This is a genomic window from Yoonia sp. R78084 (assembly GCF_044595625.1).
Classification (GTDB): Bacteria; Pseudomonadota; Alphaproteobacteria; order Rhodobacterales; family Rhodobacteraceae; genus Yoonia.
On the sequence record NZ_CP138993.1, the window covers coordinates 1,444,065 to 1,468,974 of the forward strand.

Here is a 24,910-nt window from a genome sequence, read left to right on the forward strand (position 1 = left end):
CGGAGGCTGCATGATGCAACCTGATCTCGCAGCATTGGTCGGATCACGGATTTGCCATGATCTTATCAGCCCAATTGGTGCAATCGGCAATGGTGTCGAGCTTTTGGCACTGACCGATGGCGATACCGGTGCCGAAATGGACCTGATCAGCGAAAGCGTACAGAACGCGAGTGCACGGATCCGGTATTTCCGGATCGCCTACGGTGCGGCCAGCGAAGAGCAATCCGTCAGCCGTGCCGAGATTCTTTCGATCCTTGCGGCAACGGCAAGCGGTGGCAGGATCAATTATATCTGGAAGATCGCGGGTGATCAGCCGCGCCGTCTGGTACGGGCCGCGCTCTTGATGTTGCAGGCGCTTGAATCCGCCATGCCACTGGGCGGTGACATCCAGATCACGCAGGACGGCGATATGTGGGTCATGCGCGCCGAAGGGCCGCGGCTGGCCGTGGATCAGGAGTTGTGGGATAACATCACCGCACCACAAATGGGCTTCAGATACACAGCGGCGCATGTGCAATTTGCACTTCTACCCGATGTGCTGGCGCAAGCGCAGCGTCGTTTGCAGTTCCGCCACATGAGTGACCACCTGATCGCGCGGTTCTAGCGGCGCACCGCGCCGTTTCCTGTCACAAGGTATTTGAAGCTGGTCAATTGCGTCGCCCCGACCGGCCCACGTGCATGCAATTTGCCTGTCGCAATCCCTATCTCGGCGCCCATGCCGAATTCCGCACCGTCGGCAAACTGGGTCGAGGCGTTGCGCATCAGGATCGCACTATCCAGCTCTTTGAAGAAATGTGCCGCGGCCTGATCATCGGCCGTAATGATGGCATCTGTGTGGTTTGAGCCGTAAGTGCGGATATGCGCAATCGCTTCGTCGACACCATCGACAAGCTTGGCCGCGCAAATCATATCCAGAAACTCCTGTCCGAAATCATCGGGTTGCGCGGGTGTTGTGCCCGCAATCTTGGCCAGTTCACCATCAGCGCGCACATCAACGCCGGCCTTCAGCAGGGCATCAACCAGCAGTGAGCCGTGTTGCGTATAAAAACGCCAGTCGATCAACAGGCATTCCATGGACCCGCAGATGCCGGTGCGCCGGGTTTTGGCATTGAGAACGATCTCGACCGCCATTGCAGGATCAGCCGTCGCGCCCACGTAGATATGGCAAATGCCTTCAAGATGGGCAAAGACAGGTACGCAGGCTTCGCGCTGAACCAACCCGACAAGCCCCTTGCCGCCGCGTGGCACAATCACGTCGATATGGTCTGTCGCGGTCAGCATCGCCGAAACCGCCGCGCGGTCGCGGGTCGGTACAAGCTGGATCGCCGTTGCAGGGAGCCCTGCCTGTTTCAAGCCGATTTGCAGGCAGTCGTGGATCGCTGTGGAGGAATGAAAGCTCTCGGACCCGCCGCGCAGAATGACCGCATTACCCGACTGCAGGCAAAGCGCGCCTGCGTCCGCCGTCACATTGGGGCGGCTTTCATAGATGACGCCGATTACACCCAGAGGCGTGCGCACACGCTGGATGTGCAGACCGCTGGGCATATCCCATTCGGTCATCACCTCGCCCACCGGATCGGATTGGGCGGCCACATTGCGCAGCCCCTCGGCCATAGCGCGGATGCGGGGCTCATCCAGCATCAAACGGTCCATCATGGCCGGGCTGAGCCCCTTTTCTTCGCCATAGACCTGATCTTCGGCATTGGCGTCCATGATCGCCATGCGGTTTTCCCAGATCGCGTCAGCCGCACCAATGAGGGCCGCGTATTTGCGCTCTGATCCAGCGGTGGCCAGCACGGTCGACGCGGCACGTGCATCCGCACCGATCTTGGCCATCATCGTGCCTATGTCTTGATCACCCATGCTCTTTTCCTCTTACAGCACCATGTCGTCGCGGTGCACCAGCGCCGCGCGGCCGTCATAGCCCAAAATTTCCACAATCTCGGCCGAACGGCGCCCCATGATCTGGCGTGCTTCGGCGCTGGTATACCGGATCAGGCCCTGGCCCAGAGTCGCACCGGTAGAGTCCACGATTGTCACGACCTCGCCGCGGCCGAAACTGCCGCTGATCTGCGTGACACCGGCGGGCAACAGGCTCTTGCCATGGTGCAACGCATCTTGTGCGCCCGCATCCACCGTCACAGTGCCACGCGGTTTCATTGCCGAAATCCAGCGTTTGCGTGCCGCCTGCGGATCGGTTTGTGCAGCAAACCAAGTGGCCCTTGCCCCGTCTTCCAGCTTGGCAAGCGGGTTCAATGCGGTGCCCAAGGCAATGGCCATGGCACAGCCCGCCTCGGTCGCGATGCGCGCGGCAATCAGTTTGGTGATCATGCCGCCTTTGGACAGGCCCGACCCCACATCACCGGCCATCGCTTCGATCTCTGGCGTCAATTTGTCAACAGTTTCAATATGTTTTGCGGCGCTATCAATCCTCGGGTTGGCGGTATAAAGCCCGTCGACATCCGACAAAAGCACCAGTTGATCGGCCCCGACTGTCACCGCGACCTGCGCCGCTAACCGGTCGTTATCGCCATAGCGGATTTCGTCGGTTGCGATTGTGTCGTTTTCATTCACGATCGGCGTGACGCCCAGACCTAGCATCGTTTCCATCGTTGCGCGACTGTTGAGATACCGCCTGCGGTCCTGTGAATCTTCAAGCGTAACAAGGACTTGTCCGGTGATAATGCCATGTGGCGTTAAGGCCTCCTCATAGGCACGCGCCAGTCGGATCTGGCCGACAGCGGCAGCCGCCTGCGATTGTTCCAGCGCAAGCGACGTCAGCGGCAGGCCCAGAATGCCCCGCCCCAAGGCGATAGACCCCGACGACACAATGATTACATCGGTGCCGCGTGCACGTACGCGTGCCACATCGTCAGCCAGTGAAGTGAGCCAGTCCTGGCGAAGCGCGCCGGTGGCCGCATCAACCAGCAACGCCGAGCCGATCTTGACCACAAGGCGCTTGGACGCGGTCAGGGTTGCCATGGCGCATCCCCGCCTTCGTCCTGCTCCTCCGCTTTGCGGTGGCGCAGGCGGTTGTCGTCAATCTCGGCCCGCAAGGCGCGCAGCACTTCGGGAATACCCTCGCCGGTCACACCCGACATCATCATGACAGGGCCCTTGGCGACAGCCGCGATCTCATCGCGCAGGAAGATCCGCTCTTCTTCATCAAGCGCGTCGATTTTGTTCAGCACCGTGATGCGCGGCTTCTCGGCAAGCGCACCGCCATAGGCCTCAAGCTCTTTGATGATCGTCGTCAGGTCGCCCGCCGGATCACCCGAGGTGCCGTCAATCAGGTGTAGCAGCACTGCACAGCGTTCAACGTGGCCAAGGAACATATCACCAAGGCCGCGCCCCTCGCTTGCGCCTTCAATGAGGCCAGGAATATCGGCCACGACAAATTCGACCTCATCAATGCCGACAACGCCCAGATTGGGGATCAGCGTTGTGAAGGGATAGTCGGCAACTTTGGGCCGCGCGTTAGATGTAGCGGCAAGGAAAGTCGATTTGCCGGCATTCGGCATCCCCAGCAAACCCACATCCGCGATCAGTTTCAGGCGTAGCCAGATCGTGCGCTCAATCGCCTCTTGGCCCGGATTGGCGCGACGGGGCGCCTGGTTTGTCGCGGTTTTGAAGCGCAAGTTGCCCCAGCCACCATTGCCGCCTTTGGCAATCACGATCTTCCGGCCTACTTCGGTGAGGTCAGCGATCACCGTTTCCTCATCTTCATCAATGATCTCGGTGCCGACCGGCACACGCAGGACCTTGGTTTCACCGTCTTTCCCGGTCCGCTGGCTGCCCATACCGTGCTGGCCGTTCGTCGCAAAAAAGTGCTGCTGGTAGCGGAAATCAATCAGGGTGTTCAGGCCCTCAACCGCCTCAACCACCACATCGCCCCCGCGGCCGCCATCGCCCCCGTCAGGGCCGCCATACTCCATGAATTTCTCGCGCCGGAACGAGATGCAGCCCGCACCACCGGCGCCAGAGCGGATATAGACCTTTGCAAGATCGAGAAACTTCATGTGTTTGGCCTTCCGAGGCTGTTCAGGAGCGCGATAAACTACTGCGCGGCAGTTCTCAAGCGGTCCCATGTGTCGCGGGACAAACGGTAGCTGTGTGTCAGGGTCGGCAGGCGCGACGGGCTTTGGTCATAGTAGGTTTGCCAAAGGGTGAAGCCGCATTTGCGCAAGACAGCAGCAGAGCCCGCGTTGTCTACCCAAACCGTGGCTTTCAGCGCTGCAAAATTGTAGTCTTCAAATGCATGTGCGATCGCGTCGCGGGCGGCCTTGGTTGCGATCCCGCGCCCCTGCACATCAGGCGCGAACATATAGCCAAGCTCGCCGCCGGTGACAGCCATCGTACCGATCAGACGCCCGTCCAGGCAGACGGCCCAGACAAATCCGTCACCCGCATAGGGTTTACACCTGCTGCGGGTGAATGCCTCTTGTGCGGGCCACGGCCAGCGGCCCAACTGGCGGACGATCGACCAGTCGGACGCCATGGCATGGAGTGCTGCGAAATCGTCGGCTCCGAGTGCACGATAGGTCAAATCAGGGGTCATAAGAGGCCTAGCTGGTGTCATGCGATGGCAGGATACTGCATCCAGATATCTGGTTTGCAAAGCGTCAGACGATCATGACCCCAGTTTGAGCGTATAAGTCCAAGTGGGCACAGTGGCCTTGCGCGACACGGAAAACGCTTCGGCATCGCCCAGATAATCAAAGCCGCAGTTGGTCAGCACGCGGGCAGAGCCGGGGTTGTCCTGAAACACCTCGGCGAAAATCCGGTCGGACTGATGCGGGTTGGCCGCAATCAGGGTGCGCACGGCCTCGGTCGCGAAGCCCGTGTTCCAGAAAGCCGGTGCAATCCAGTAGAAAATCTCGGATTGCGCGCGGTCCATGCGCGCAAGGCTGATCAGCCCGAGTGCCTCGGCATGTCCATAGGCAGACCCGTCAATGACCCAGACATCTTCGTCGCGGTCAGGCTGGCTTGCGCGTTCAATCATCGCCTCAACCGATCCGGGGGGCAGCGGATGGGGCATGGCACGGGTACCGCGCGCGACACGGTCGTCACTCGCATACATCGCGATCAGACCCGCGTCAGACTTGCGGCACGGGCGCAGCACGAACCGTGCGGCTTCTATGGTTTCCTGAACGGTAATCTCTTCATGTCTCATTGTTTCCCTCCCCGAAAACAACTGCATCTGCGCCATCGTCTAAAATTATTTGATGGCAGAAATATGAACAAAAAAAGGGACCGGTTTTCACCGATCCCTCCAATTGTATCTTTTGGAAATTTCGGCTTACTCAGCGGCCTCCGCCACTGGAAGAACCGAAATAAAGGTGCGGCCCTTGAGGCCTTTGTGGAACTTCACAGCGCCATCAACGGTTGCAAAGATCGTGTGATCCTTGCCCATGCCAACGCCCATGCCTGGCCACATCTTTGTGCCACGCTGACGCATGATGATGTTGCCGGGAACGACAGTCTCGCCACCGTATTTCTTTACACCAAGACGACGACCAGCTGAGTCGCGTCCGTTACGGGATGAACCGCCTGCTTTTTTATGTGCCATTTGGTCTCTCCTTAGCCTTTTGCCAGCTCAACCGCTTGCGCGATCCAGCCCTCACGTTCGATGCGGCCCTTGAACGACAGTTTCTCGTCCATAGCAGCCACATCAGCTTCCGTCCATGCTGCGATCTGGGCGAATGTTGTCACGCCAGCTTCATGCAGCTTTTTCTCAAGTGCCGGACCAACGCCAGACAGCTTTTTCAGGTCATCCGCGCCAGCAACCGCTTTTGGCTCAGCTTTTGCTTTCGGAGCTGCCTTCGGCTTGTCAGCCTTGGGTGTTGATGCACGCGCAGCAGCCGCAGCCGCTTTTTTGGATGTTGGTGCGCCATTTGCGCCTGTCACATGCGCGATGCCCGCGCCGGAAACAGCCGCCATGACGCCGGACTTGTCGGCACCTTTTTCAAGGATTTCGGCGATGCGGACCAGTGTCAGTTGCTGACGGTGGCCTTTGGTGCGCTGGCTGCCGTGCTTACGACGGCGCTTGACGAAGTTGATCGTCTTTTCGCCTTTGATCTGGTCGATGACTTCGGCTTGTACGCCAGCACCCTCAACAGTGGGTGTACCCACTGTGGATCCGACCATCAGAATCTCGTTGAATTGAACTTTGTCGCCTGCTTTCGCTGCAAGCTTTTCGACACGAAGTACGTCGCCAGAGGCCACTTTGTACTGCTTGCCGCCGGTTTTGAGAACCGCAAACATATGTATTTCCTTTATCTTTCGCGTCGCTGAGGCCCCGGGTCGATCCGGTGTTTGGTACCTGTGGACAGCGCGCCCGTGGGCGAGTTTTCGCATATCACCCCGCAATACCCTTGCAGAGTTCGCACTATATCTGACCAATGCCCCCATAAGTCAACATAAAAAGAAGGATAAATCCCCATGCGCTGGCTCGTTCTCGCGACTGTCCTGACGTCGGCCTGCACACAGGACGGCGGGCACATCGGCAATCCGTTGATGTTACCGGTGACCGGCGCCAGCACCCTTTTTGACAATGCCGCCTATACGCAGCGCCGCGGGACTGTCGAAGTCATCGTAAAATCCAGCTTTGACGCGATCATCTCTGACATCGCCAGTGGCGGCGGCCCTACCCTGACGGAAGCAATGGAGGCCGCAGGCATTCCGCCACGCGACCGGCCGACCCGTATCATTCAGCTTCAATCCAATTTGGGGCTGTATCAGGCCAATCCGGGCGCACTGGTCACTGCGCTGATGGTCTATGGCAGCTAGAAATCCGCCAACAGGCTGTCCCGCTTGGCGACCAGATCCCAGAACGCCTTGGATTTCGCGATATCACCGGCCAGATCGGCAGGAATGCCGCGTGCGACCATGCGATCAAAAAGCGTTTGCGGATAGCCCGGGGTTACAGGCGGTACGCTGACCATCGGATTGATATCGGCCGGAATGCCCGCCGCTTCCGCAGGACAGCCCCGTGTGGGGTTGCCATTGACCGCGCGCCCTTCTGCTTCCAGTTTTACCACGGCCGCAAAATAGATTGTACATTCCGCCGCGAGCAGTTCTGCCTGACGCGGATCATCCGCCGGCAAATCCGGCTGCGGGGCAATTGCAGCGGTCTGATCGCAGGCGGCCAGCAGGAAAAGAGCAAAAAACGCGGGTTTGAAAGCAGGCAAGACGGGCTCCTCTGTTCGATATTGCCGGCCCAGCATAACCTGCCAATCAGCGATTCCAAGAGGCAGGGATCACAGTTCTTGGGTCAGCATAAAGCGCGACGAAGCCAGACCGAGCGCACGTGAAATATCGTCGAACATCCCGTTGAACGCCTCAAAGAGCGCGTCCGTCATATCCTGCCCTGCGTCACTGCGTGAAAAGGCAAGATAGGCCTCCAACTCGTCATCCGAGAGCGGCTGATAGGCCATAAGCAGGAACGAATAGAGCCACTCGGTTGTGTCAGCCCGCACGGTTGGTTCCTGCGCCCAGACGTCCTGCAGCGCGGTTTCAAGCGTCACGCCAGCAGGCAGAGCACCGCCGTCAATCAGCCCCGAGTAAAACGCGTAGGTGGAATTCAGCGATCCGATGACATTGGCCTCTATTAAATCGTTGGCATCAATAAAATCCTGCACCATCTGAAAACGGGGCGTCTCATCCATCACGGCAAGTGCGGCGTTCTCTTTACTGGCCTCTTCGACCGCATCATCGAGCAAAGCACGGCGGGCGCTGACCTCGAGCCCGACAATACGCGCGCCCTGCTCAGAGGTGAAAAACGCCAGCATGGCATCGACATCGTCGCCTTCAAGCGCCTCGCCCAGCACACCGCGGACCTCCTCGGTCATCATCTCGAGATCATAAATCGCAGAGACCGCCATAGACCATTCCGCAGAAGTCCCGCCGGGCAGCATATCGCTGGCCAGCGTCTCGCCATATGCCAGCCCCTCTTCACGCATGATCTCGATCATCTCGGGCATGCCAAGCGCATCAAACAGCTGATCGACTGCATCGGCATCTTTTTCTTGCGCCCAAAGCGGTGCGACGGTGAGGGTCGCGGCGAAAGCGAAGGGGGCTGCGAAGCGGAACATGCACATATCCTATCAATACAAAACCTGCAGGGAAAGTTATGCACCCTGACCGCTCTTTGCCAAGGCCCCCCACGGAAATGTCAGATATCCGTGCTTTGGGTCTTGCACGGGCGCGCGCGCCACAGTAACACCCCGCCCTGACCCCCGCGGAGAGGTGCCGGAGTGGTCGAACGGGGCGGTCTCGAAAACCGTTGTGGGTGCAAGCCTACCCAGGGTTCGAATCCCTGTCTCTCCGCCATCCGGTTGCTTGATTAATCGGGCAGGACCTGCTCAATCACAATCGGCGCACCCGAAGCCTTGGGCGCTCAGCGTTACGAGGTAGCATTGTCAGCCGGATACAGGCAAAGACTATCACCACAACGCAAGACACAAGCCGCTTGCTGCACTCACAGGTCTTTCGCGAAATAATGTAAATGCGGGCGCAGCATGGGCTGGTCCTTATAGGTCGTGGTCTCGATAGGTTCATCCAATTCCACAAACCCAAGCTTGGGATAAAGACTGCGCATCTCGACATTGGGTGTGAGCGTATCTGCCACCAGACGCTTTAACCCCATGTTGCGCGCCGCTTGTTCCCGCGCCACGATCAATGCTCTGCCGGTGCCGGTTCCCCGCGCATCCCGGGTGACAAAAACCCGTTTCAACTCGCCTGTGTCATGATCGAGGCGCTTCATCATGCCACAGCCAACGATCTGTCCATCACCTTTACGCGCAACCACAAGACAGCCGTTCGGAGGCAAATAATCGTCCGCATGCGCCCAGAACTCGGCAAGCGCACTCTTTGGCGCAGCGGGATCAATCTCAAACCCCATCTCCCGCATCCGGACCACGATGAGCGCATAGTACTGGGACAAAATATCATCGAGTTCGTCCTTGGGCGGCAGGCTCTCGCATAGTGCGATCGTGATATCGTGCATTGCAGTGCTCCATATTCAGCCGAACACGTTTGGCGGCGCTGGCTGTCCCTGCAATGTGATCCAACGCAGGGATTCCAGCAAGGCTGTTGCACAAACCTGCCCAAAAGCGCCGGCGCACCATCCGTTGGCTGCCGGCGCTTTACGGCTAGGTGATCCTGATGCCGCCCCTACTCTGCCGCTTCCAGATAGTCTGTCATCGGCGGGCAGGTGCAGGTCAGGTTGCGGTCGCCCCAGACATTGTCGACGCGGTTGACCGGTGGCCAGTATTTGTCGATCCGGAAGGCACCGGGCGGAAAGCACCCCACTTCGCGTGAATAGGGCCGGTCCCAGTCCAGCACGAGGTCTTCCATTGTGTGCGGGGCGTTCTTGAGCGGGTTGTTGACCGCGTCGATCTGCCCGTTCTCGATCTGGGCAATCTCGGCGCGGATCGCCAGCATCGCATCACAAAACCGGTCAAGCTCGGCCTTGGTTTCGGATTCCGTGGGTTCCACCATCAGCGTTCCGGCCACAGGCCAGCTCATCGTGGGGGCGTGAAAACCGTTGTCGATCAGGCGCTTGGCGATATCATCTACTGTCACACCTGCGCTATCCGCAAAGGGGCGTGTGTCGATGATACATTCATGCGCCACGCGGCCGGTTGGCCCTTTGTAGAGCACATCAAACGCCCCTTCGAGCCGCTTGGCGATGTAATTGGCGTTCAGGATCGCAACGCGCGTCGCCTGCGTCAGCCCTTCACCGCCCATCATCAGGCAATAGGCCCAAGAGATCGGCAAAAGCGAGGGCGAGCCGTAGGCCGCCGCCGACACCGCCCCTGTCCCGCCATTGGGATCACCGGGCAGATGCGGGATCAGGTGGGTTTTCACGCCGATCGGTCCCATACCGGGGCCACCGCCGCCATGGGGAATGCAGAAGGTTTTGTGCAGGTTCAGGTGGCTGACATCACCCCCAAGATCACCAGGGCGCGACAGGCCGACCATAGCGTTCATATTGGCCCCGTCGATATAGACCTGACCACCATGGTCATGGGTAATCTTGCAAACCTCGGTCACGGTTTCCTCGAACACGCCATGGGTCGAGGGATAGGTGATCATGCATCCAGCGAGGTTGTCGGCGTGCTGTGCGGCTTTGGCGCGGAAATCGTCCAGATCAATATCACCGTTCGCAGCTGATTTGATCGGCACCACAGTCCAGCCCACCATCTGCGCCGAGGCAGGGTTCGTGCCATGCGCGGACATCGGGATCAGGCAGATATTGCGGTGCCCCTGCCCCTGCTCAGCGTGATAGCGCGCAATCGTCAAGAGCCCCGCATATTCGCCCTGCGCGCCGGAATTGGGCTGCATCGAGATCGCGTCATAGCCGGTCACATCACAGAGTTTCGCGGACAGATCGTCGATCATTTCGTGATAGCCTTCGGCCTGATCGCGGGGCGCATAGGGGTGCAGCAGCGCGAATTCGTCCCAGGAGACCGGCATCATCTCGGCGGCGGAATTCAGCTTCATCGTGCACGACCCCAGCGGGATCATCGCACGGTCCAGCGCCAAATCACGATCCGCAAGGCGGCGCATATAGCGCATCATTTCCGTCTCGGCACGGTTCATGTGGAACACAGGATGCGTCAGATAGTCGGACGTGCGGATCAGCTTTTCGGGCATGTGATAATGCGGCGTATAATCCTTGTCCGCCCGCGTGATGCCAAACGCGCGCCAGACGGCCTCGATTGTCTCGGACCGTGTGCGTTCATCCAGCGTGATCCCCACCTGGGTTTTGCCCACCGCGCGCAGGTTGATCCCTTCGTTCACCGCCGCGGCCATGACGGCCGCCTGCAAGGGCCCCACATCGACCGTCACCGTGTCAAAGAAAGTGGCAGGACGCACGTCAAAGCCCGCGTCTTTCAGCCCCTCAACCAGCCGCGCGGTTTTGCGGTGAATGCGTTGGGCAATGGCTTTCAACCCCTCGGGGCCATGGAAAACGGCATAGAACCCTGCCATCACCGCCAAAAGCGCCTGTGCGGTACACACGTTGGACGTCGCCTTTTCGCGGCGGATGTGCTGTTCGCGGGTCTGCAAGGACAGCCGGTAGGCGCGGTTGCCGTGACTGTCGATCGACACACCCACAATGCGGCCCGGCATAGACCGTGCATAGGCCTTTTTCGTCGCCATATAGGCCGCATGCGGGCCGCCAGAGCCAATGGGCACGCCAAACCGCTGGGTACTGCCGACGGCGATATCGGCGCCCATCGCACCCGGTTCTTTGAATAGGGTCAGTGACAGCGGATCAGCCGCAATCACACCAATGGCGTTTTCGGCATGCAGGGCCGCAATCTGATCGGTGAAATCACGCAAATGCCCGTGGGTGCCGGGAAACTGGAAGATCCCGCCAAAGACCGCCGCGGCATCCAGTGTGTCCGGATCACCCACGATCACCGCGATCCCCAAAGGTGCGGCGCGGGTCTGGATGACGGCGATGTTTTGCGGATGGCAGTTTTCGTCGACAAAGAACGCCTTGGCTTTGCTCTTGGCGAGACGCTGCGCCATGGTCATCGCCTCGGCGCAGGCGGTTGCCTCGTCCAGCAGGGACGCATTGGCAATCTCAAGGCCTGTCAGATCAGACACCATCGTCTGGAAGTTCAACAATGCCTCAAGCCGGCCCTGTGAAATCTCGGGCTGGTAGGGCGTATAGGCGGTGTACCACGCAGGGTTTTCGAAAATATTGCGCTGGATTGCGGGGGGCGTGACCGTGCCATGATACCCCTGCCCGATCAAAGACGTCAGCACCTTGTTCTTTTGCGCCGTCTTTTTCATACGGCGCAGCAACTCTGCCTCGGACAGCGGCTTGCCGAAGTCCAGCGGGTCTTTCTGCCGGATTGCGGCAGGCAATGTGTCATCAATCAGCGCATCAAGGTCTTTTGCCCCGACCACTTGCAGCATCTGCGCCATTTCGGCCTGCGAGGGTCCGATATGGCGGCGATTGGCAAAGTCATAGGGCAGATAATCGGTCGGGGTAAAAGGCATGTCAGGCTCCGCGCGTGTTCAGGCGATCATTGCGTTATAGGCTGCTTCGTCCATGTACTCGTCCATCTGTGACGGGTCGGACGGCTTGATCTTGAAGAACCAGCCATCCCCGATGGCATCCTCGTTTGCGAGGGCGGGATTGTCAGCAAGGGCTGTGTTGACCTCGACAATTTCACCGTCCAGTGGCGCAAGGATATCAGAGGCGGCCTTGACGCTTTCGATCACCACGATCTCGTCGTCCTTAGTCACGGTCGCGCCTACTTCGGGCAATTCGACAAAGACGATATCGCCCAGTTGGGTTGTGGCGTGCTCGGTGATACCCACGACAATCAGGTCGTCTTCAGGGCGCAGCCATTCATGTTCTTCGGTGTATTTCATCGGGGCTCTCCAGTGTTAGCGTTTGAAATTGGCAGGGGTGAAGGGCAGTGCAGCGACGGTCAGCGGCAGCCGTTTGCCGCGCAATTCGCCCCAGACGGTGGTGCCGGTTGCAGACAGGTCCGTGGGCAGATAGCCCATAGCGACAGGTGCGCCGACGGTCGGGCCGAAACCGCCCGATGTGATCGTGCCAACCGGAGTGGCAGCGTCCTCGCTGGCAAAAAGCGGCACACCTTCGCGCATCGGCGCGCGACCTTGCGGGAGCAGGCCCACACGTTTGCGCGCAACACCCTCTGAAAGGGCGGGCAAAACGACTTCCGCGCCGACAAACCCGCCAGCGCGTGCGCCGCCTGCGCAGCGGACCTTCTGGATCGCCCACCCAAGGGCGGCCTCGGCAGGGTTTGTTCCTGCGTCGATATCATGTCCGTAAAGGCAAAGACCCGCTTCAAGGCGTAGACTGTCGCGCGCGCCCAACCCGATGGGGGCCACATCGTCATGCGCCAATAGCGCCTCTGCCAAGGCCACCGCATGATCCGCAGGAACCGAGATTTCATAGCCATCCTCGCCGGTATAGCCCGACCGCGAGACCCAGCATTCCGCACCTGCGAGTGTGAGCGTCGCGACATCCATAAAGCGCATATCAGCGGCACGCGGATCGAGGGTGGACAGCACAGCCTCTGCCGCCGGACCTTGCAGCGCCAAAAGCGCGCGGTCGGTGATTTCGGTCACGGACACATCGGTCAGTTCGGCTTGCATATAGGCAATATCGTCTGCTTTGCAGGCGGCGTTCACAACGATGAAAACATGATCGCCACGGTTCGCCAGCATCAGATCATCACGGATGCCGCCCTCAGCATTGGTGAAAAACCCATAGCGCTGACGGTTTTCAGCCAGACCCAGAATATCCACGGGGATCAGCCGCTCCAGTGCCGCAGCCGCACTGGCGTAATCGGCACCCGTCACGCGCACCTGCCCCATGTGGCTGACGTCAAACAGGCCTGCCTTTGCCCGCGTGTGCAGATGTTCCTGCAGCACGCCCATCGGATATTGGACAGGCATGTCGTAGCCTGCAAAAGGCACCATTTTTGCCCCCAGCGAAAGGTGCAGCGCATGTAGCGGGGTTTGGTGCAGATCAGACATTGCCAAGCCGTTCCTTCTTTCCGGCCGACACGATCTTGCGATCAAACGGCACCACGTTGGCACGGCAGCGGATGCCGACGTGCGTGATGCCCCCTCTGTCCTGATGCCTGAGATTGCTATCCCTTCGGCGGGCAGCAACCTGCCACTCTCCAGAGTCTTCTTACCTACGTCGGTCCTGTGGCCTGAGAGTTTCCGGGGCGGTTGCTCCTTCGGCACCAACTGGGTTGGTTCTCCCGACGTCGATTGCGACGCAACTTGCCCCGTTCCCGACCTGCGCGCAAGAGATTCGATGCATGCGAAACCTCTAAATGATCGGCAGTTCCGGCGCGGCGCGGGTCGTCAGCAAACGCCCCCCTGCGGGTGTCACCACGATGTTCTCTTCATGCACCATCATCAGCCCGTCACCGTAAGACACAGAGGGTTCCAATGTGATGACCATATTCTCTTGCAAGACCGTCGTGTCAAAGCCCGCGAGCGAGGGTTGCTCGGTCAGTTGCAGTCCTAATCCGTGCCCCAAACGACCGATGTCACCCCCGCTGTCCTGTATCTCGGCGATCACTGCGTTCATTGCGGCACAAAGGGCCTGACAGGTGGTTCCGGGGCGCGCAGCGGCAATCCCTGCTTGGGTCGCACGCCACAGCACGTCATAGGCGCGTTTGGCCATGTCATCGGCCCGCCCGATTGCCCAGTTGCGATCAAAATCGCAATAGTAGCCGTCACAGACCATGCCACTGTCCAGCATCAGGATATCGCCCTTTGCCAGCGGTATGCCGTCCGGCGGCGAGATCACATCCGCGTAGCCCCCCTGTGCCGCTGCCCCCACCACATAGGGCGCACCATCGGCCCCCTGCGCCAATGCGGCGCGCCGAAACTCGCGGAACACAGCATCGAGCGGCGTGCCTTCTTGCGCAAACGCGGGCACCTGCGCAAAAGTCGCAGACCCGATCGCGCAGATCTGGGCAAGTTTCGCAATCTCAGCGTCGGATTTCACCATCCGCAGGCCTTGCACCAGCGGCCCCGCGTCGGTGACCTGAAGGCCCGGCAATGCCGCCATCAACCTGTTCCAATCTGCCAAAGGCATGCGCAGGTGTGTCTCGTGGCCCAGCATGACCCCGATCTTTGTGCAAGGCGCCAAAAGCTCAGTCAGCAAGCTGATCCCGTCATCCGCAGGACAAGGCGCGCACCATGTGCGGATGTCATCCACCCATGTCTGACGCATAAGAGCCGCACCGATTTCCGGGATGATCGTAACGGGCTTGCCTGCTTGCGGCACAAAAACAAACCATGGCCGTGTCGGACTTTGCCAGAACAGGGTTTGAAAGCCGGTGAAATAAGTGACCTCTGCTTCGGTCATCAGCAACAGGCCCTCAAGTCCCTGCTCCGCCATCTTTTCCTGTGCGCGGGTTGTACGCGTGCGATATTCCGCCTCCGGAAACCCGCGTGTCGATGGCGCCGTCATCCGGGCAACGTGCCTGATATCGCGCGTCCGCTGTGTTTGAAAATCTGCCCGAACCCCTGCAGTTCATCCATGATCCCTGCCCTGCGCAAACACGACCAGAACTGCGCCTGATTTGAGGTAATGACCGGCTTACCTACGATCTGTTCGATCTCGTCGACGACCTCAAGCGCGCGGATGCCGCTGCAGGACAGAAAAATCGCATCTGCATCCGGGCGGTCGAGGTCCAGCGCAAACTGCTTCCAGTAGCCGGGGGTGACGCGCCCGAATTCAACGCCGGTTGCCAGTTGCAAACCCTGAATATCCAGCACGTCAAAACCCGCTTGCGCCAGATAAGCGGCCTCGGCGGTGTTGATCTCGTCCAGATAGGGCGTGCCGACAACGATCTTTTGCGCGCCCACTTCACGCAACGCATCCATCACACCGGTGACGATGCACATAGGCTGGGCCCATGGCGCACCTTTGCGGATTTCGCGAAAGACGCTTTCCTCGCCGCAGATAATCGAGCCGGAGGTGCAACAATAGCTGATCACCTCGGGGCGCATATCGGGCTGCAGGCGCGAGGCGGCATCGGCCATATCGTCAATGTGTCGCGCCAGCGTTTCATTGGTGGTGTGATCATCCGTTTTCAAACGGGTGAAATGGACGGCCACACCATCGGGGGCCATATCCATGCAATCGGCCTCACAGGCCAGATCGGTGGACATCAGGATAAACCCCAGCCGCGCGCGATGGTGGCGGCCTGCGTCCATTTCGGGTGTACGGGGTTTGGACAGGATCATGCCCAAGTGTTAGGTCGCCACGCGCAGATTCCAAAACGAAATCTGCGCGCCTGCTATAATCAATCGCCGTCGGCGACACCTTCCGCCCGCTTGCGCGCACGGCGTGCACGGAAACTGGGCAAAAGCACCAGCAGAAGGGCCAAAACCAGCAGGCCCAAGGTCATCGGACGCTCAAGGATAAAGCCAAGCCCCTGATAAAGCTGCATGGAGCGCGCAAAGTTGTCTTCCAGCATCGTGCCAAGGATGAACCCGATCAGGAGCGGTGCCAGCGGATAATCCGCAAACCGCAGGATCGTGGCGACCACACCAAAGCCGACAAGGATCAAGAGCTCGGTCGCATTATTCTGCCCGATATAGGCCCCCATCAGCGTAAAAAACAGAATGAAGGGGATCAGGTAGTTGCGCGGGATCGACAGGATCTTGGCGATATAGGGGATCAGCGGCAGGTTCAGCACCAAGAGCACCAGATTGCCGATGAACATCGAGATAATGACAGCCCAGAAAATCTCGGGCGTGTCCGTCATCAGACGCGGCCCGGGGGTGACATTCAATGCAATCAGCGCGCCCAGCAGGATCGCTGTGGTCCCCGACCCCGGAATACCCAAGGTCAACAGCGGCACAAATGATCCGGTACAGGCCGCGTTATTGGCCGTTTCCGGTGCAGCGAGACCTTTGATGGACCCTTTGCCGAATTCGGCCTGCTCTTCGCCTTTGGCAAGGTTGCGTTCCACAGCATAGCCGAGGAAAGACGCGATCGTGGCCCCCGCACCGGGCAGAACACCGATGAAAAAGCCCTGAATAGACTGACGCCCGATCACCGGCAGCATCGCCCGCCCCTCGGCGCGTGAAAAGCGCAGATTGGTGATCTTGCTGCTACCGCCTTCGGCATTGCTGGCCCCGCGGGCGGGGTTCAGCACGAGAAAAAGCGCCTCTGGCAGGGCAAACATGGCCATGGCCAGTGTGATAAAGCTGATGCCGGACTGCAGGTCCATCATGCCCATGGTAAAGCGCGGCATGCTGAACAACGCGCCCTCGCCCACGGTGGCAAGGATCAAACCCAGCAGGGTCATCATCAGTGCCTTGCCGACCTGACCCGTGCCCGCAAAGGCCGCGATGGCAGAAAGACCCACAACCATGAGTGCAAAGTACTCAGCCGAGTGGAACAAGAGCGCGACGGATGAAAGCGCAGGCGCAAAGATCATCAAAAGGATCGCCCCGATCGTACCGCCCGCAAAACTACTGACGGCGGCGATGGTCAGCGCCTTGCCAGCCTGCCCTTTGCGCGCCATCGGATAGCCGTCAAAGCTGGTGGCGACGGTCCCTGCCACGCCGGGCGCATTCAGCAGGATCGACGAGGTCGAGCCGCCAAAGATCGCACCGTAATAGACACCGGCCAGCAGGATCAGCGCCGCGGCCGGATCACCCAAGGTAATCGCCACTGGGATCATGATGGCGATAATCGACATCGGCCCCAGCCCCGGCAACATGCCGATGAATGTCCCGATCAGACAACCGAACACCACCATCAGGATGTTCTGGACAGAAAAGGCCGCTTCAAGGCCAATCAAAATTCCTTCAAGCATTGCCTACATCCCCATAAAAAACGGAAAGGGCCGCAAGAAGATGCCAAGCACCTCTTGGACCAGATACCACACAAAACCCGTGGCGAAGACCGCAACAGGGATCATGATGTGAAACTTGCGCTCACCCAGGATCGCGCTGCCGGCCACCAGAAAGACGGTGGTCGAGATCAGAAAACCCGCAGGCCGCAGCATCAGCGCGTAAAGCACCATCAGCGCCAGCAGCATCAGCGCCTGACCGAGTTTGTATTCATGCAAACGGCGATAGTTGATTTCAGTGGCCGAGGGGCCCGCGTCGCTGTCGTCGGTCTTTTCCAGACCCAGAAGCACAACCAGACCAACGATAATCCCGAGAACGGCCAGCACCTTTGGAAAGGTCGAGGGCCACACAGGGTTACGTTGCATAAAGGGGGGAAGAAGCTGATCCATCGTAAAGAATGCGGCATAGCCATAAACGCAGCAAAATAAGACAAAGATCAGCGCGATCCAACGATCCAGCGCCATGAATTCCCCTCCCTGAAAATTCGTATAGTGAAACCGTCCCGCACGATTGCGGGACGGTTAGGTATTGCGGCTTAGTTCTTAGAGAAAGCCGAGTGTCCGCATCAGGTCACCGATTTCCTGCTCTTGGTTGTCCAGGAATGTACGGAAATCATCACCGTTGTTGTAGATGTTGACCCAGCCGTTACGCGCGCGGACTTCTTCCCACTCGGGTGTGTCGTACATCGCAGCAATGGCGGCCTGCATTTTCGCAACCTGTTCGTCCGCCAAACCGGGTGCAGCAAAGAAACCGCGCCAGTTGACGAATGTGGTATCAAGCCCCTGCTCGATCATTGTGGGCGCGCTGTCATAGGCCGGCACCCGTTCGGGGGATGTCACGCCAAGAATGCGGACTTCGCCCTGGTCGGCCAGTGCAATCGCCTCGGAAAAGCCGGTTGAGAGCGCCTGGATTTCACCAGACAGCAAACCTGCCATGGCAGCGCCACCCGCGTCATATGGAATGTAGTTGAACGCTGTGGGGTCTTCGCCAGCGGCCTGCATCACAGATGCCGCTACAAGGTGGTCAAGCCCGCCGGGCACCGACCCACCGCCAATGGCAAAGCCCATGCCATCTTCGCGGTACGCTGCCAGCAGATCATCCATTGACTGGATCGCACTGTCAGTGCTGACAACAATTGCCGCATAGTCACCGATCGTGCCCGCGACGAGCGTCAGATCACGATAGCTTTGTGGAAACACGCCTGTGAGCGAGCGGATAATGATCGGTGTGGAATTCACCATCATGGTGTTCTGCAGTGATTCCGCATTTTCGATAAGGTGGGCAATCGCAACACCGCCCCCGCCACCGGACATGTTCTCGTAAGATGCGGTGCCGACAAGGCCAGAAGCAGTCAACGCCTCACCAGTGCCACGGGCAGTGCCATCCCAACCACCACCAGCACCGCCGGGGATCAGGAAATTAATCTCGTCCATCACCTGATGGCCACCAGCGGTTGCTGGGTTTGTAAAAGCGAGTGTAACGGCCGCAGCGGCCATCACGACCCGGCGGGTCATGTTCATTGTCATCTGTATTCCTCCCATTTGACAGGCGTGGTTTCCCCGCCCATGCTAAATAACCGCATGCGAAGCTGACACGAGCCTGACACCAGATGAATTAATTCACGCACGTCCCGATTTGGGGCTGTGCGGACCGAGGAGAAACCGATCAATGCGCTTTTTGCTCGTTGAGGATAACGAAGAACTGGGAGAGGCCGTGATCGCGCGCTTGTCGCTTGACGGGCATGCTGTGGATCATGCCATGACATTGGCCGAGGCCGAGGAATGGCTGGCCATTGCGGACTATGACCTGATGCTGCTTGATGTGATGCTGCCCGATGGTGACGGTCGTGAATTTTTGCGCAAAACACGGACAGTCGAGCGACTTCCGGTGATTGTGCTTACCGCGCGCAGCCAAGTGTCCGACCGCGTGGATACGCTTGATATGGGCGCTGATGACTATATCACAAAACCATTTGATTTCGGAGAGTTAGAAGCCAGATGTCGTGCAGTTTTGCGCCGTCGCGGCACGCCGACACCCGCACTTATTCCACTTGGCACGGCGCTCTTTGACCCGTCAGGTGGGACGCTGCAGCAAAACGGCGACACAAAGCCCCTGCGCAACCGCGAACTGCGCCTGCTCGAAGTCTTTGCGCGCAACAAGGGGCAAATCCTGTCCAAGACCCAACTGCTTGACCGCCTGTTCTCGCAGGATGCCGAAGTGAGCGAAAACGCAATCGAGGTTTATGTCGGCCGCCTGCGCAAGCGGCTTCAAGAGGCCGGGGTCGAGATCGAAACAGTGCGCGGTATCGGATACCGGATGACATGGCCATGAGTACCACCAATTCGCTGCCGTTCTGGTGGCGCTCCATCGGCCAACGCCTGACGATCCTGCTTGCGGGTGTCGCCGCTGTGCTGGCTATCCTGTCATGGTGGACCGTTACGACCTTCGCACGCGAAGCGGCCGAACAGACCCAAGACAACGTGCTTGTCGCCTCGGCCACCACGATCGCCGAGGCGTTGCGCAGTGAACAGGGCACGATTCTGCTGGAACTGCCCTATTCAGCCTTTGCGATGCTGGATGCGATCGGTCAGGACCGCGTGTTCTACCGCGTGTCTGCCGAGGGTGTGACGCTGACCGGCTATGATGATCTGGCCGAACCCGTTAATCCGGTCGGCCGGCCCGGCGCTGCGACTGTCCGCACGATGAATTATCGCGATGACACGGTCCGTGCGGTCACCGTCCAACGCACGGTTCTGGCAGGCCAACAGCCGGTCCCCGTTCTGGTCACTGTCGCGCAGACGCGCACAGGAGTAGAAGCGATCGGCTCGGAACTTTCACAAACGGCCGCAGGGCTTTCCGTGGCGCTCTTTGTGCTTGCCGTGGGGCTTGGGGCCGTTGCTGCAGGCAACGCACTCAAGCCGCTCAACAGCTTTGCACAAGCTGTGTCGCGGCGCGGCCCGGCCGATTTGCGGCCCTTGCGCCGCCAGGTTCCCGCGGAACTGTCACCGCTTTTGATTGCTCTCAACCGTCTCATGGAGCGGTTGGGACAATCCATCCGGCGGTCCGAGGAGTTTATTGCCGAAGCTGCGCACCGCGTCCGCACGCCCTTGGCAACGGTACGGGTGCAGGCAGAACTGGCGCTGCATACAGTTGAAAAAGAAGAAGAAAAACAAATGTTGCGACGGATCATCCGTGCAGTCGATGAAAGCTCACGTTCCGCCAGCCAGCTTCTGGATCATGCCACGGTCAGCTTTCGTGCCGATGCGCTGGCGCAGGACCACGTTGATCTGGCGGAACTGGCAGCGCGTGTGTCGGACGGGCTTGCCCCGACCGCCGACATGAAAGACATCGCGATCATCCTGAATTGCCGCGGCCCCGCTGATGTGCGCGGTGATGCGATTTTGCTGGAAAGCGCGCTGCGCAATGTCCTGGACAACTCTGTCAAATATTCGCCGGCGGAAACCGACATCAATGTCACCCTTGACCGCATGGACGACAAATTCTGGCGCCTGACGGTGCGCGATCATGGGCGCGGGTTTTCGGCGCCCTCTTTACCGGATCTGACCGCGCGCTTTCAGCGCGGCACCAACGTCGATCAGGTGGTCGGATCCGGCCTTGGGCTCACCATCGCAAAAGAAGTGCTTGATGCCCATGGTGGCCGTATCGAACTGACAATTCCCGAAGATGGAGCAGGCGCATGCGTTTCCCTGATCTTGCCCGCAGCCTGATTGCGGCAGCACTCTTGCACTGTCTGGGCGGGCCGCTGGCCGCCTTGGAACTTGAAGACCAGAAATTCTACCCCGGCACCGGTGAGGTTGTCATCAAAGTGATCTCGACCGGTGACCTGGAGGTTTTCGAGCCCTTTATTCTGGCATTTCAGGCCGAAAACCCCACGATCGGTATCGACTATTCGGTGACCTCAAGCGCCGAGTTGCATCGCGCCCTCACGCAGGGTGCGGTATTTGATGTCGCCATTTCATCGGCGATGGACCTGCAATTCCAACTGGCCAATGATGGTGCGGCACAGGCCTATACATCCCCCGTCACGCAGGCCCTGCCCGTCTGGGCACAATGGCGCAATCAGGTCTTTGCCTTCACCGCAGAACCCGCCGTTGCGGTCATCTCGCGCGAGACTTTCGCAGGCATCGAACGCCCGACAACCCGCCAAGACCTGATCGCGCTACTGCGCCAGAACCCCGAGATTTTTCAGGATGCGATTGGAACCTATGATGTCCGCAGTAGCGGTCTGGGGTATCTTTTCGCGACCCAAGAGGCCCGCAATTCCGATACCTACTGGCGGCTGTCCGAACTGATGGGTTTGCGGGGTGCAGCACTTTATTGCTGTTCGGCGCAGATGATCGATGATGTGGCCGCAGGCCGGTTGTCATTGGCCTATAATGTTCTGGGGTCCTATGCAGCCGAACGGATCGCACGCGATGACCGGTTGGAAATTCTGGACCTTCAGGATTATGCCACGGTCATGCTCCGTACAGCACTCATCCCGGCAACGGCGACGGAGACGGCCAGCGCGGGGCTCTTTATAGACCGCCTTTTGCAGGAAGGTATGCGCGACGAGTCGCGCGTTTGGGCCTTGCCGCCTTTGGGCGCCGCTGAGACACCCGAAGCCCGCGCCTATGGCCCGATCCGGCTTGGACCCGCACTCTTGGTTTATCTTGATCGGCTGAACAGAAACGCGTTTCTGAGCGCGTGGAGCGATGCCATGCTGCAGGACGCTGCGGACAATCCCTAGCGCGCCAGAACCAACTCGGCCTTTAACCCGCCGAGCCTTTCGCTCACCCCAAGGCGCAGGACCCCCCCATGGGTGCGCGCGATATCGGCAACGATCGACAGACCAAGGCCGACACCGCTGCCCTTGTCCTGATTGCGCGCCGGATCAAGGCGGACGAAAGGGCTTAGCGCCTCGTCATAGCGCTCTGGCGGAATGCCGGGACCGTCATCCTCGACCCAGAACCGGACCGCGCGATCCGTCACACTGACCCCGATTTCGGCCCGTGTACCATAGCGCAGCGCATTGCCCACCAGATTGTCCATTGCACGGCGGATGGCCAATGGGCGAAGACTGACTTCTTCCTCCGCGCCCTCAATCGCCCCCAGCGTCACATTCTGCTGCATCCGCGTTGCATCAGCCAAGACATCCGCAATGATACGGCCCGGGATCGTTGGTTCAAGACTGTCGCCGGCATCGGTGCGGGCAAAATCCAGAAATGCGTCCAAGAGCCGCTCCATATCATCCACGTCATGCGTGAGCGGCGCTGCATCCTCGGGGTCCAGCATCGAAAGCCCCAACCGCAGGCGGGTCAGCGGTGTGCGCAAATCATGGCTCACCCCCGACAGCATCATTGTGCGGCTTTGGGTCTGGCGCTCAAGGCGGTTGCGCATATCAAGAAACGCCATTCCCGCAGCACGGACCTCAATTGCGCCGGTTGGTGTGAACGGGGTGATCCGTCCCTTGCCGTAATCCGTTGCAGCACGGGCCATGCGTTTGATCGGACGGAGCTGGTTGCGCAAAAAGACATAGGCAATCGCCGTCATGATACCGCCCAATACAACCATGATCACCAGCAGTTGATGCGGATTTGAAGCAGACACGCGCGCGCGCCGCAAATCCATGCGCAAGGGCCCGTGCCGGGTATCCACCCAAACCACCACCCTGCTACGCTGTTCCAGCGAGACAGCCAGAATACCACTCACACCCGCGCGCAGCGTTTCAATGACAGTGCCGCCGGTGAGGTCGACAAAGGGAAGAATATCCTGCGTGATCAGATCGTCTGCCGGCAAAACGGTGTCTATTTCCAACGGCCCATCAATCCGCGCGAGGGCTGTGCGTGCGCCTGCCACTGTCGTCTCGCTATTTGCCGTATCCACCAAAAAACGCAGTTCAATGTTGACGGCACTTGTCATCAGCCGGGTGACACCTTCAAAGTGGCGCTGGATAAAGACAACAGAGACAAGCAATTGCAGCAGCAGAATTGGCAGAACCAAAATCAGCGCCGCGCGCGCGTAAATGCCTCTCGGCATGTATTTTTTGAGCCAACCAAAGAACATTTTGCCACGCTAGCGTGCCATGGACGAAACGGAAAGCGGTTGTGATGGGAGAATTTTCTCCCGTTGCAGGCAAGCCGCTGGATCTGTCCGACGACCTGCAACTGGTGCTGGCACCAAACCCTTCGCCCATGACCTATCTGGGAACCAACACATATATCCTGGGACGGCAGACGCTTGCCATCATTGATCCGGGGCCTGACGATCCGGCACATTTGGCGGCGCTGGAAGCGGCTATTGCGGGGCGTCCGGTGTCACATATCCTGCTCACGCACAGCCATCTGGACCATTCTCCACTTGCCGCAACTTTGCGTGAGAAACTGGGCGCGCCGACCTATGCGTTTGGCGACAGTCGCGCAGGGCGCAGTGCCGTGATGCAACAACTGGCCGCAGAAGGGCTTGCCGGTGGCGGCGAAGGCATTGACCGTGCGTTTTCGCCTGACCGTACACTCAAGGACGGCGAAATGCTGTCTAGTGCCTGGGGCGACATCACCGCCCTGCACACGCCAGGGCATATCGGGAACCACCTCTGTTTTGTCTGGAATGACGCGATCTTTACCGGCGATCACGTCATGGGCTGGGCCAGTTCGCTGGTCTCTCCACCCGATGGGGACCTGAGCGATTTTATGTCCTCCTGCGCAAAGCTCCAGAGCCACGACGCGCGTGTCTATTATCCCGGGCATGGTGCGCCGGTCACGCAACCGGCGGCGCGGCTCGCGTGGTTGATCGCGCACCGCAAAATGCGTGAGGCGCAAATCCTTGCAACACTCGCCAACACACCTGCAACCCCCGCCATGATCACGTCAGCCATCTATGAGAACCTTACAGCTGGCCTGGCAACAGCGGCAGAGCGTAACGTCTTTGCGCATTTGGTCGACCTTTACAAACGCGGCAAAGTCAGTGCCGCACCGCAGCTCGCAACAGGTGCAATATTCACCCTGCGCGCCTAGGGTCAGGACCCGTTCATGCCAGAGCGACAGTCTGTCGGATTTCGCGCTGACACGGTGCAAGATCGCAGCAAGATCAGGGAAAGGACCTCACTGTTTCCACGCTTTGCAAAACAATCCGAGACCCGTCTGCGCCAAGCCCGTATGCCGTGATTTGCATATGATTCCAGCAACTTTAGCCGCTGTGACATAAAGCGACTATCGCAATCACTCCCCAAGCCATGGATGTTTTTTCAAAATCGCGCTGACGCCGTGTTTTAATGGGTCAAAACGCGCGCAACGGATGCATTTGAAAAGTTTCGCAAAAACACCACAAAACCCTCTGGACGTCTCGGAATCGCATTGCTATATGGGCCCGAGTGTTCCGACGTAGCTCAGCGGTAGAGCAGTTGACTGTTAATCAATTGGTCGTAGGTTCGATCCCTACCGTCGGAGCCAATTCCCCATATAAATGAAGATTTGTAGGTTTGTATTGGCCTTAACACGCGTGACGACACGCGGATGCCGCG

Annotated in this window: 25 protein-coding genes, 2 tRNA genes and 1 riboswitch; of the genes, 8 read left to right on the forward strand and 19 right to left on the reverse strand. The window is 59.3% G+C overall.

Annotation, left to right across the window (positions count from 1 at the left end; translation table 11 throughout):
* Positions 1-10 precede the first annotated feature (10 nt).
* The gene (locus tag SJY29_RS07435; RefSeq protein ID WP_400088371.1) at positions 11-604 is read left to right on the forward strand and encodes a histidine phosphotransferase family protein; all 594 of its coding nucleotides are present in this window, start codon (positions 11-13) and stop codon (positions 602-604) included.
* Here SJY29_RS07435 and SJY29_RS07440 read toward each other — a convergent pair.
* From SJY29_RS07440 to SJY29_RS07470, 7 genes are all read right to left on the reverse strand, one after another.
* Entirely contained in the window at positions 601-1,863 is a 1,263-nt protein-coding gene (locus SJY29_RS07440; protein WP_400088374.1) for a glutamate-5-semialdehyde dehydrogenase, read from the reverse strand. The genes SJY29_RS07435 and SJY29_RS07440 overlap by 4 nt on opposite strands.
* Before the next feature lie 12 nt (positions 1,864-1,875).
* Positions 1,876-2,982 (reverse strand): glutamate 5-kinase, encoded by a 1,107-nt coding sequence (proB, locus tag SJY29_RS07445; RefSeq protein ID WP_400088376.1) that lies wholly within the window; start codon positions 2,980-2,982, stop codon positions 1,876-1,878.
* The gene (gene obgE, locus SJY29_RS07450; RefSeq protein WP_400088379.1) at positions 2,970-4,019 is read right to left on the reverse strand and encodes a GTPase ObgE; all 1,050 of its coding nucleotides are present in this window, start codon (positions 4,017-4,019) and stop codon (positions 2,970-2,972) included. Before obgE ends, proB begins: the two co-directional genes overlap by 13 nt.
* A gap of 38 nt (positions 4,020-4,057) precedes the next feature.
* Entirely contained in the window at positions 4,058-4,558 is a 501-nt protein-coding gene (locus SJY29_RS07455) for a GNAT family N-acetyltransferase (protein ID WP_400088382.1), read from the reverse strand.
* Positions 4,559-4,630: 72 nt separating this feature from the next.
* Complete coding sequence (locus SJY29_RS07460) at positions 4,631-5,173, reverse strand: GNAT family N-acetyltransferase (RefSeq protein WP_110278855.1); 543 nt, start codon at positions 5,171-5,173, stop codon at positions 4,631-4,633.
* A 126-nt stretch (positions 5,174-5,299) separates the two neighbouring features.
* The gene (rpmA, locus tag SJY29_RS07465) at positions 5,300-5,569 is read right to left on the reverse strand and encodes a 50S ribosomal protein L27 (protein ID WP_110278856.1); all 270 of its coding nucleotides are present in this window, start codon (positions 5,567-5,569) and stop codon (positions 5,300-5,302) included.
* Positions 5,570-5,580: 11 nt separating this feature from the next.
* Positions 5,581-6,264: a 50S ribosomal protein L21 gene (locus SJY29_RS07470; protein ID WP_400088386.1), complete on the reverse strand. Its 684-nt coding sequence runs from the start codon at positions 6,262-6,264 to the stop codon at positions 5,581-5,583.
* A gap of 177 nt (positions 6,265-6,441) precedes the next feature.
* Here SJY29_RS07470 and SJY29_RS07475 point away from each other — a divergent pair, with 177 nt between their 5' ends.
* Entirely contained in the window at positions 6,442-6,789 is a 348-nt protein-coding gene (locus SJY29_RS07475) for a hypothetical protein (RefSeq protein WP_400088389.1), read from the forward strand.
* Here the strand turns inward: SJY29_RS07475 and SJY29_RS07480 are convergent.
* Both SJY29_RS07480 and SJY29_RS07485 read right to left on the reverse strand, forming a co-directional pair.
* Positions 6,786-7,190, reverse strand: a complete 405-nt coding sequence (locus tag SJY29_RS07480; protein ID WP_400088392.1) for a hypothetical protein — start codon at positions 7,188-7,190, stop codon at positions 6,786-6,788. The genes SJY29_RS07475 and SJY29_RS07480 overlap by 4 nt on opposite strands.
* 69 nt (positions 7,191-7,259) lie before the next feature.
* Positions 7,260-8,093: a DUF2059 domain-containing protein gene (locus SJY29_RS07485; protein ID WP_400088395.1), complete on the reverse strand. Its 834-nt coding sequence runs from the start codon at positions 8,091-8,093 to the stop codon at positions 7,260-7,262.
* Between the two features lie 148 nt (positions 8,094-8,241).
* On the opposite strand from SJY29_RS07485, the gene SJY29_RS07490 reads away from it, so the two are divergent.
* Positions 8,242-8,331, forward strand: a tRNA-Ser gene (locus tag SJY29_RS07490).
* Between the two features lie 148 nt (positions 8,332-8,479).
* On the opposite strand, the gene SJY29_RS07495 is transcribed toward SJY29_RS07490, so the two are convergent.
* The 9 genes from SJY29_RS07495 to SJY29_RS07535 form a co-directional block, all read right to left on the reverse strand.
* Positions 8,480-9,007, reverse strand: a complete 528-nt coding sequence (locus SJY29_RS07495) for a GNAT family N-acetyltransferase (RefSeq protein WP_400088398.1) — start codon at positions 9,005-9,007, stop codon at positions 8,480-8,482.
* Positions 9,008-9,174: 167 nt separating this feature from the next.
* Positions 9,175-12,018 (reverse strand): aminomethyl-transferring glycine dehydrogenase, encoded by a 2,844-nt coding sequence (gene gcvP, locus SJY29_RS07500; protein WP_400088401.1) that lies wholly within the window; start codon positions 12,016-12,018, stop codon positions 9,175-9,177.
* An 18-nt stretch (positions 12,019-12,036) separates the two neighbouring features.
* Positions 12,037-12,396: a glycine cleavage system protein GcvH gene (gene gcvH / locus SJY29_RS07505; RefSeq protein WP_055292739.1), complete on the reverse strand. Its 360-nt coding sequence runs from the start codon at positions 12,394-12,396 to the stop codon at positions 12,037-12,039.
* A 15-nt stretch (positions 12,397-12,411) separates the two neighbouring features.
* On the reverse strand, positions 12,412-13,533 hold the full coding sequence (gene gcvT, locus SJY29_RS07510; RefSeq protein WP_400088404.1) for a glycine cleavage system aminomethyltransferase GcvT: 1,122 nt from the start codon (positions 13,531-13,533) through the stop codon (positions 12,412-12,414).
* A 160-nt stretch (positions 13,534-13,693) separates the two neighbouring features.
* Positions 13,694-13,779, reverse strand: a riboswitch (glycine riboswitch).
* A gap of 58 nt (positions 13,780-13,837) precedes the next feature.
* Positions 13,838-14,992 carry a M24 family metallopeptidase gene (locus SJY29_RS07515; RefSeq protein WP_400088407.1) on the reverse strand — a complete coding sequence of 385 codons (1,155 nt, stop codon included), beginning with the start codon at positions 14,990-14,992 and terminating at the stop codon, positions 13,838-13,840.
* Positions 14,989-15,771 (reverse strand): arylmalonate decarboxylase, encoded by a 783-nt coding sequence (locus SJY29_RS07520; RefSeq protein ID WP_400088410.1) that lies wholly within the window; start codon positions 15,769-15,771, stop codon positions 14,989-14,991. Before SJY29_RS07520 ends, SJY29_RS07515 begins: the two co-directional genes overlap by 4 nt.
* A 59-nt stretch (positions 15,772-15,830) precedes the next feature.
* A complete protein-coding gene (locus tag SJY29_RS07525) occupies positions 15,831-17,354 on the reverse strand; it encodes a tripartite tricarboxylate transporter permease (RefSeq protein ID WP_400088413.1) in 1,524 nt (507 codons plus the stop codon).
* Positions 17,355-17,357: 3 nt separating this feature from the next.
* Positions 17,358-17,855, reverse strand: a complete 498-nt coding sequence (locus tag SJY29_RS07530) for a tripartite tricarboxylate transporter TctB family protein (protein ID WP_110278880.1) — start codon at positions 17,853-17,855, stop codon at positions 17,358-17,360.
* Positions 17,856-17,933: 78 nt separating this feature from the next.
* Complete coding sequence (locus SJY29_RS07535; protein ID WP_400088417.1) at positions 17,934-18,917, reverse strand: Bug family tripartite tricarboxylate transporter substrate binding protein; 984 nt, start codon at positions 18,915-18,917, stop codon at positions 17,934-17,936.
* Between the two features lie 142 nt (positions 18,918-19,059).
* On the opposite strand from SJY29_RS07535, the gene SJY29_RS07540 reads away from it, so the two are divergent.
* Genes SJY29_RS07540 through SJY29_RS07550 form a run of 3 tightly spaced genes read left to right on the forward strand, consistent with a single transcriptional unit; the run spans position 19,060 to position 22,141 of the window.
* Positions 19,060-19,722 carry a response regulator transcription factor gene (locus tag SJY29_RS07540; protein ID WP_110278882.1) on the forward strand — a complete coding sequence of 221 codons (663 nt, stop codon included), beginning with the start codon at positions 19,060-19,062 and terminating at the stop codon, positions 19,720-19,722.
* A complete protein-coding gene (locus tag SJY29_RS07545) occupies positions 19,713-21,119 on the forward strand; it encodes a sensor histidine kinase N-terminal domain-containing protein (protein WP_400088420.1) in 1,407 nt (468 codons plus the stop codon). Before SJY29_RS07540 ends, SJY29_RS07545 begins: the two co-directional genes overlap by 10 nt.
* Complete coding sequence (locus tag SJY29_RS07550; RefSeq protein ID WP_400088423.1) at positions 21,089-22,141, forward strand: extracellular solute-binding protein; 1,053 nt, start codon at positions 21,089-21,091, stop codon at positions 22,139-22,141. The genes SJY29_RS07545 and SJY29_RS07550 overlap by 31 nt, the downstream gene beginning before the upstream one ends.
* On the opposite strand, the gene SJY29_RS07555 is transcribed toward SJY29_RS07550, so the two are convergent.
* Positions 22,138-23,457 (reverse strand): ATP-binding protein, encoded by a 1,320-nt coding sequence (locus SJY29_RS07555; RefSeq protein WP_400088425.1) that lies wholly within the window; start codon positions 23,455-23,457, stop codon positions 22,138-22,140. The genes SJY29_RS07550 and SJY29_RS07555 overlap by 4 nt on opposite strands.
* 44 nt (positions 23,458-23,501) lie before the next feature.
* On the opposite strand from SJY29_RS07555, the gene SJY29_RS07560 reads away from it, so the two are divergent.
* Both SJY29_RS07560 and SJY29_RS07565 read left to right on the forward strand, forming a co-directional pair.
* On the forward strand, positions 23,502-24,404 hold the full coding sequence (locus SJY29_RS07560; protein ID WP_400088427.1) for an MBL fold metallo-hydrolase: 903 nt from the start codon (positions 23,502-23,504) through the stop codon (positions 24,402-24,404).
* A gap of 360 nt (positions 24,405-24,764) precedes the next feature.
* Positions 24,765-24,839 (forward strand) — tRNA-Asn (locus SJY29_RS07565).
* Positions 24,840-24,910 lie beyond the last annotated feature (71 nt).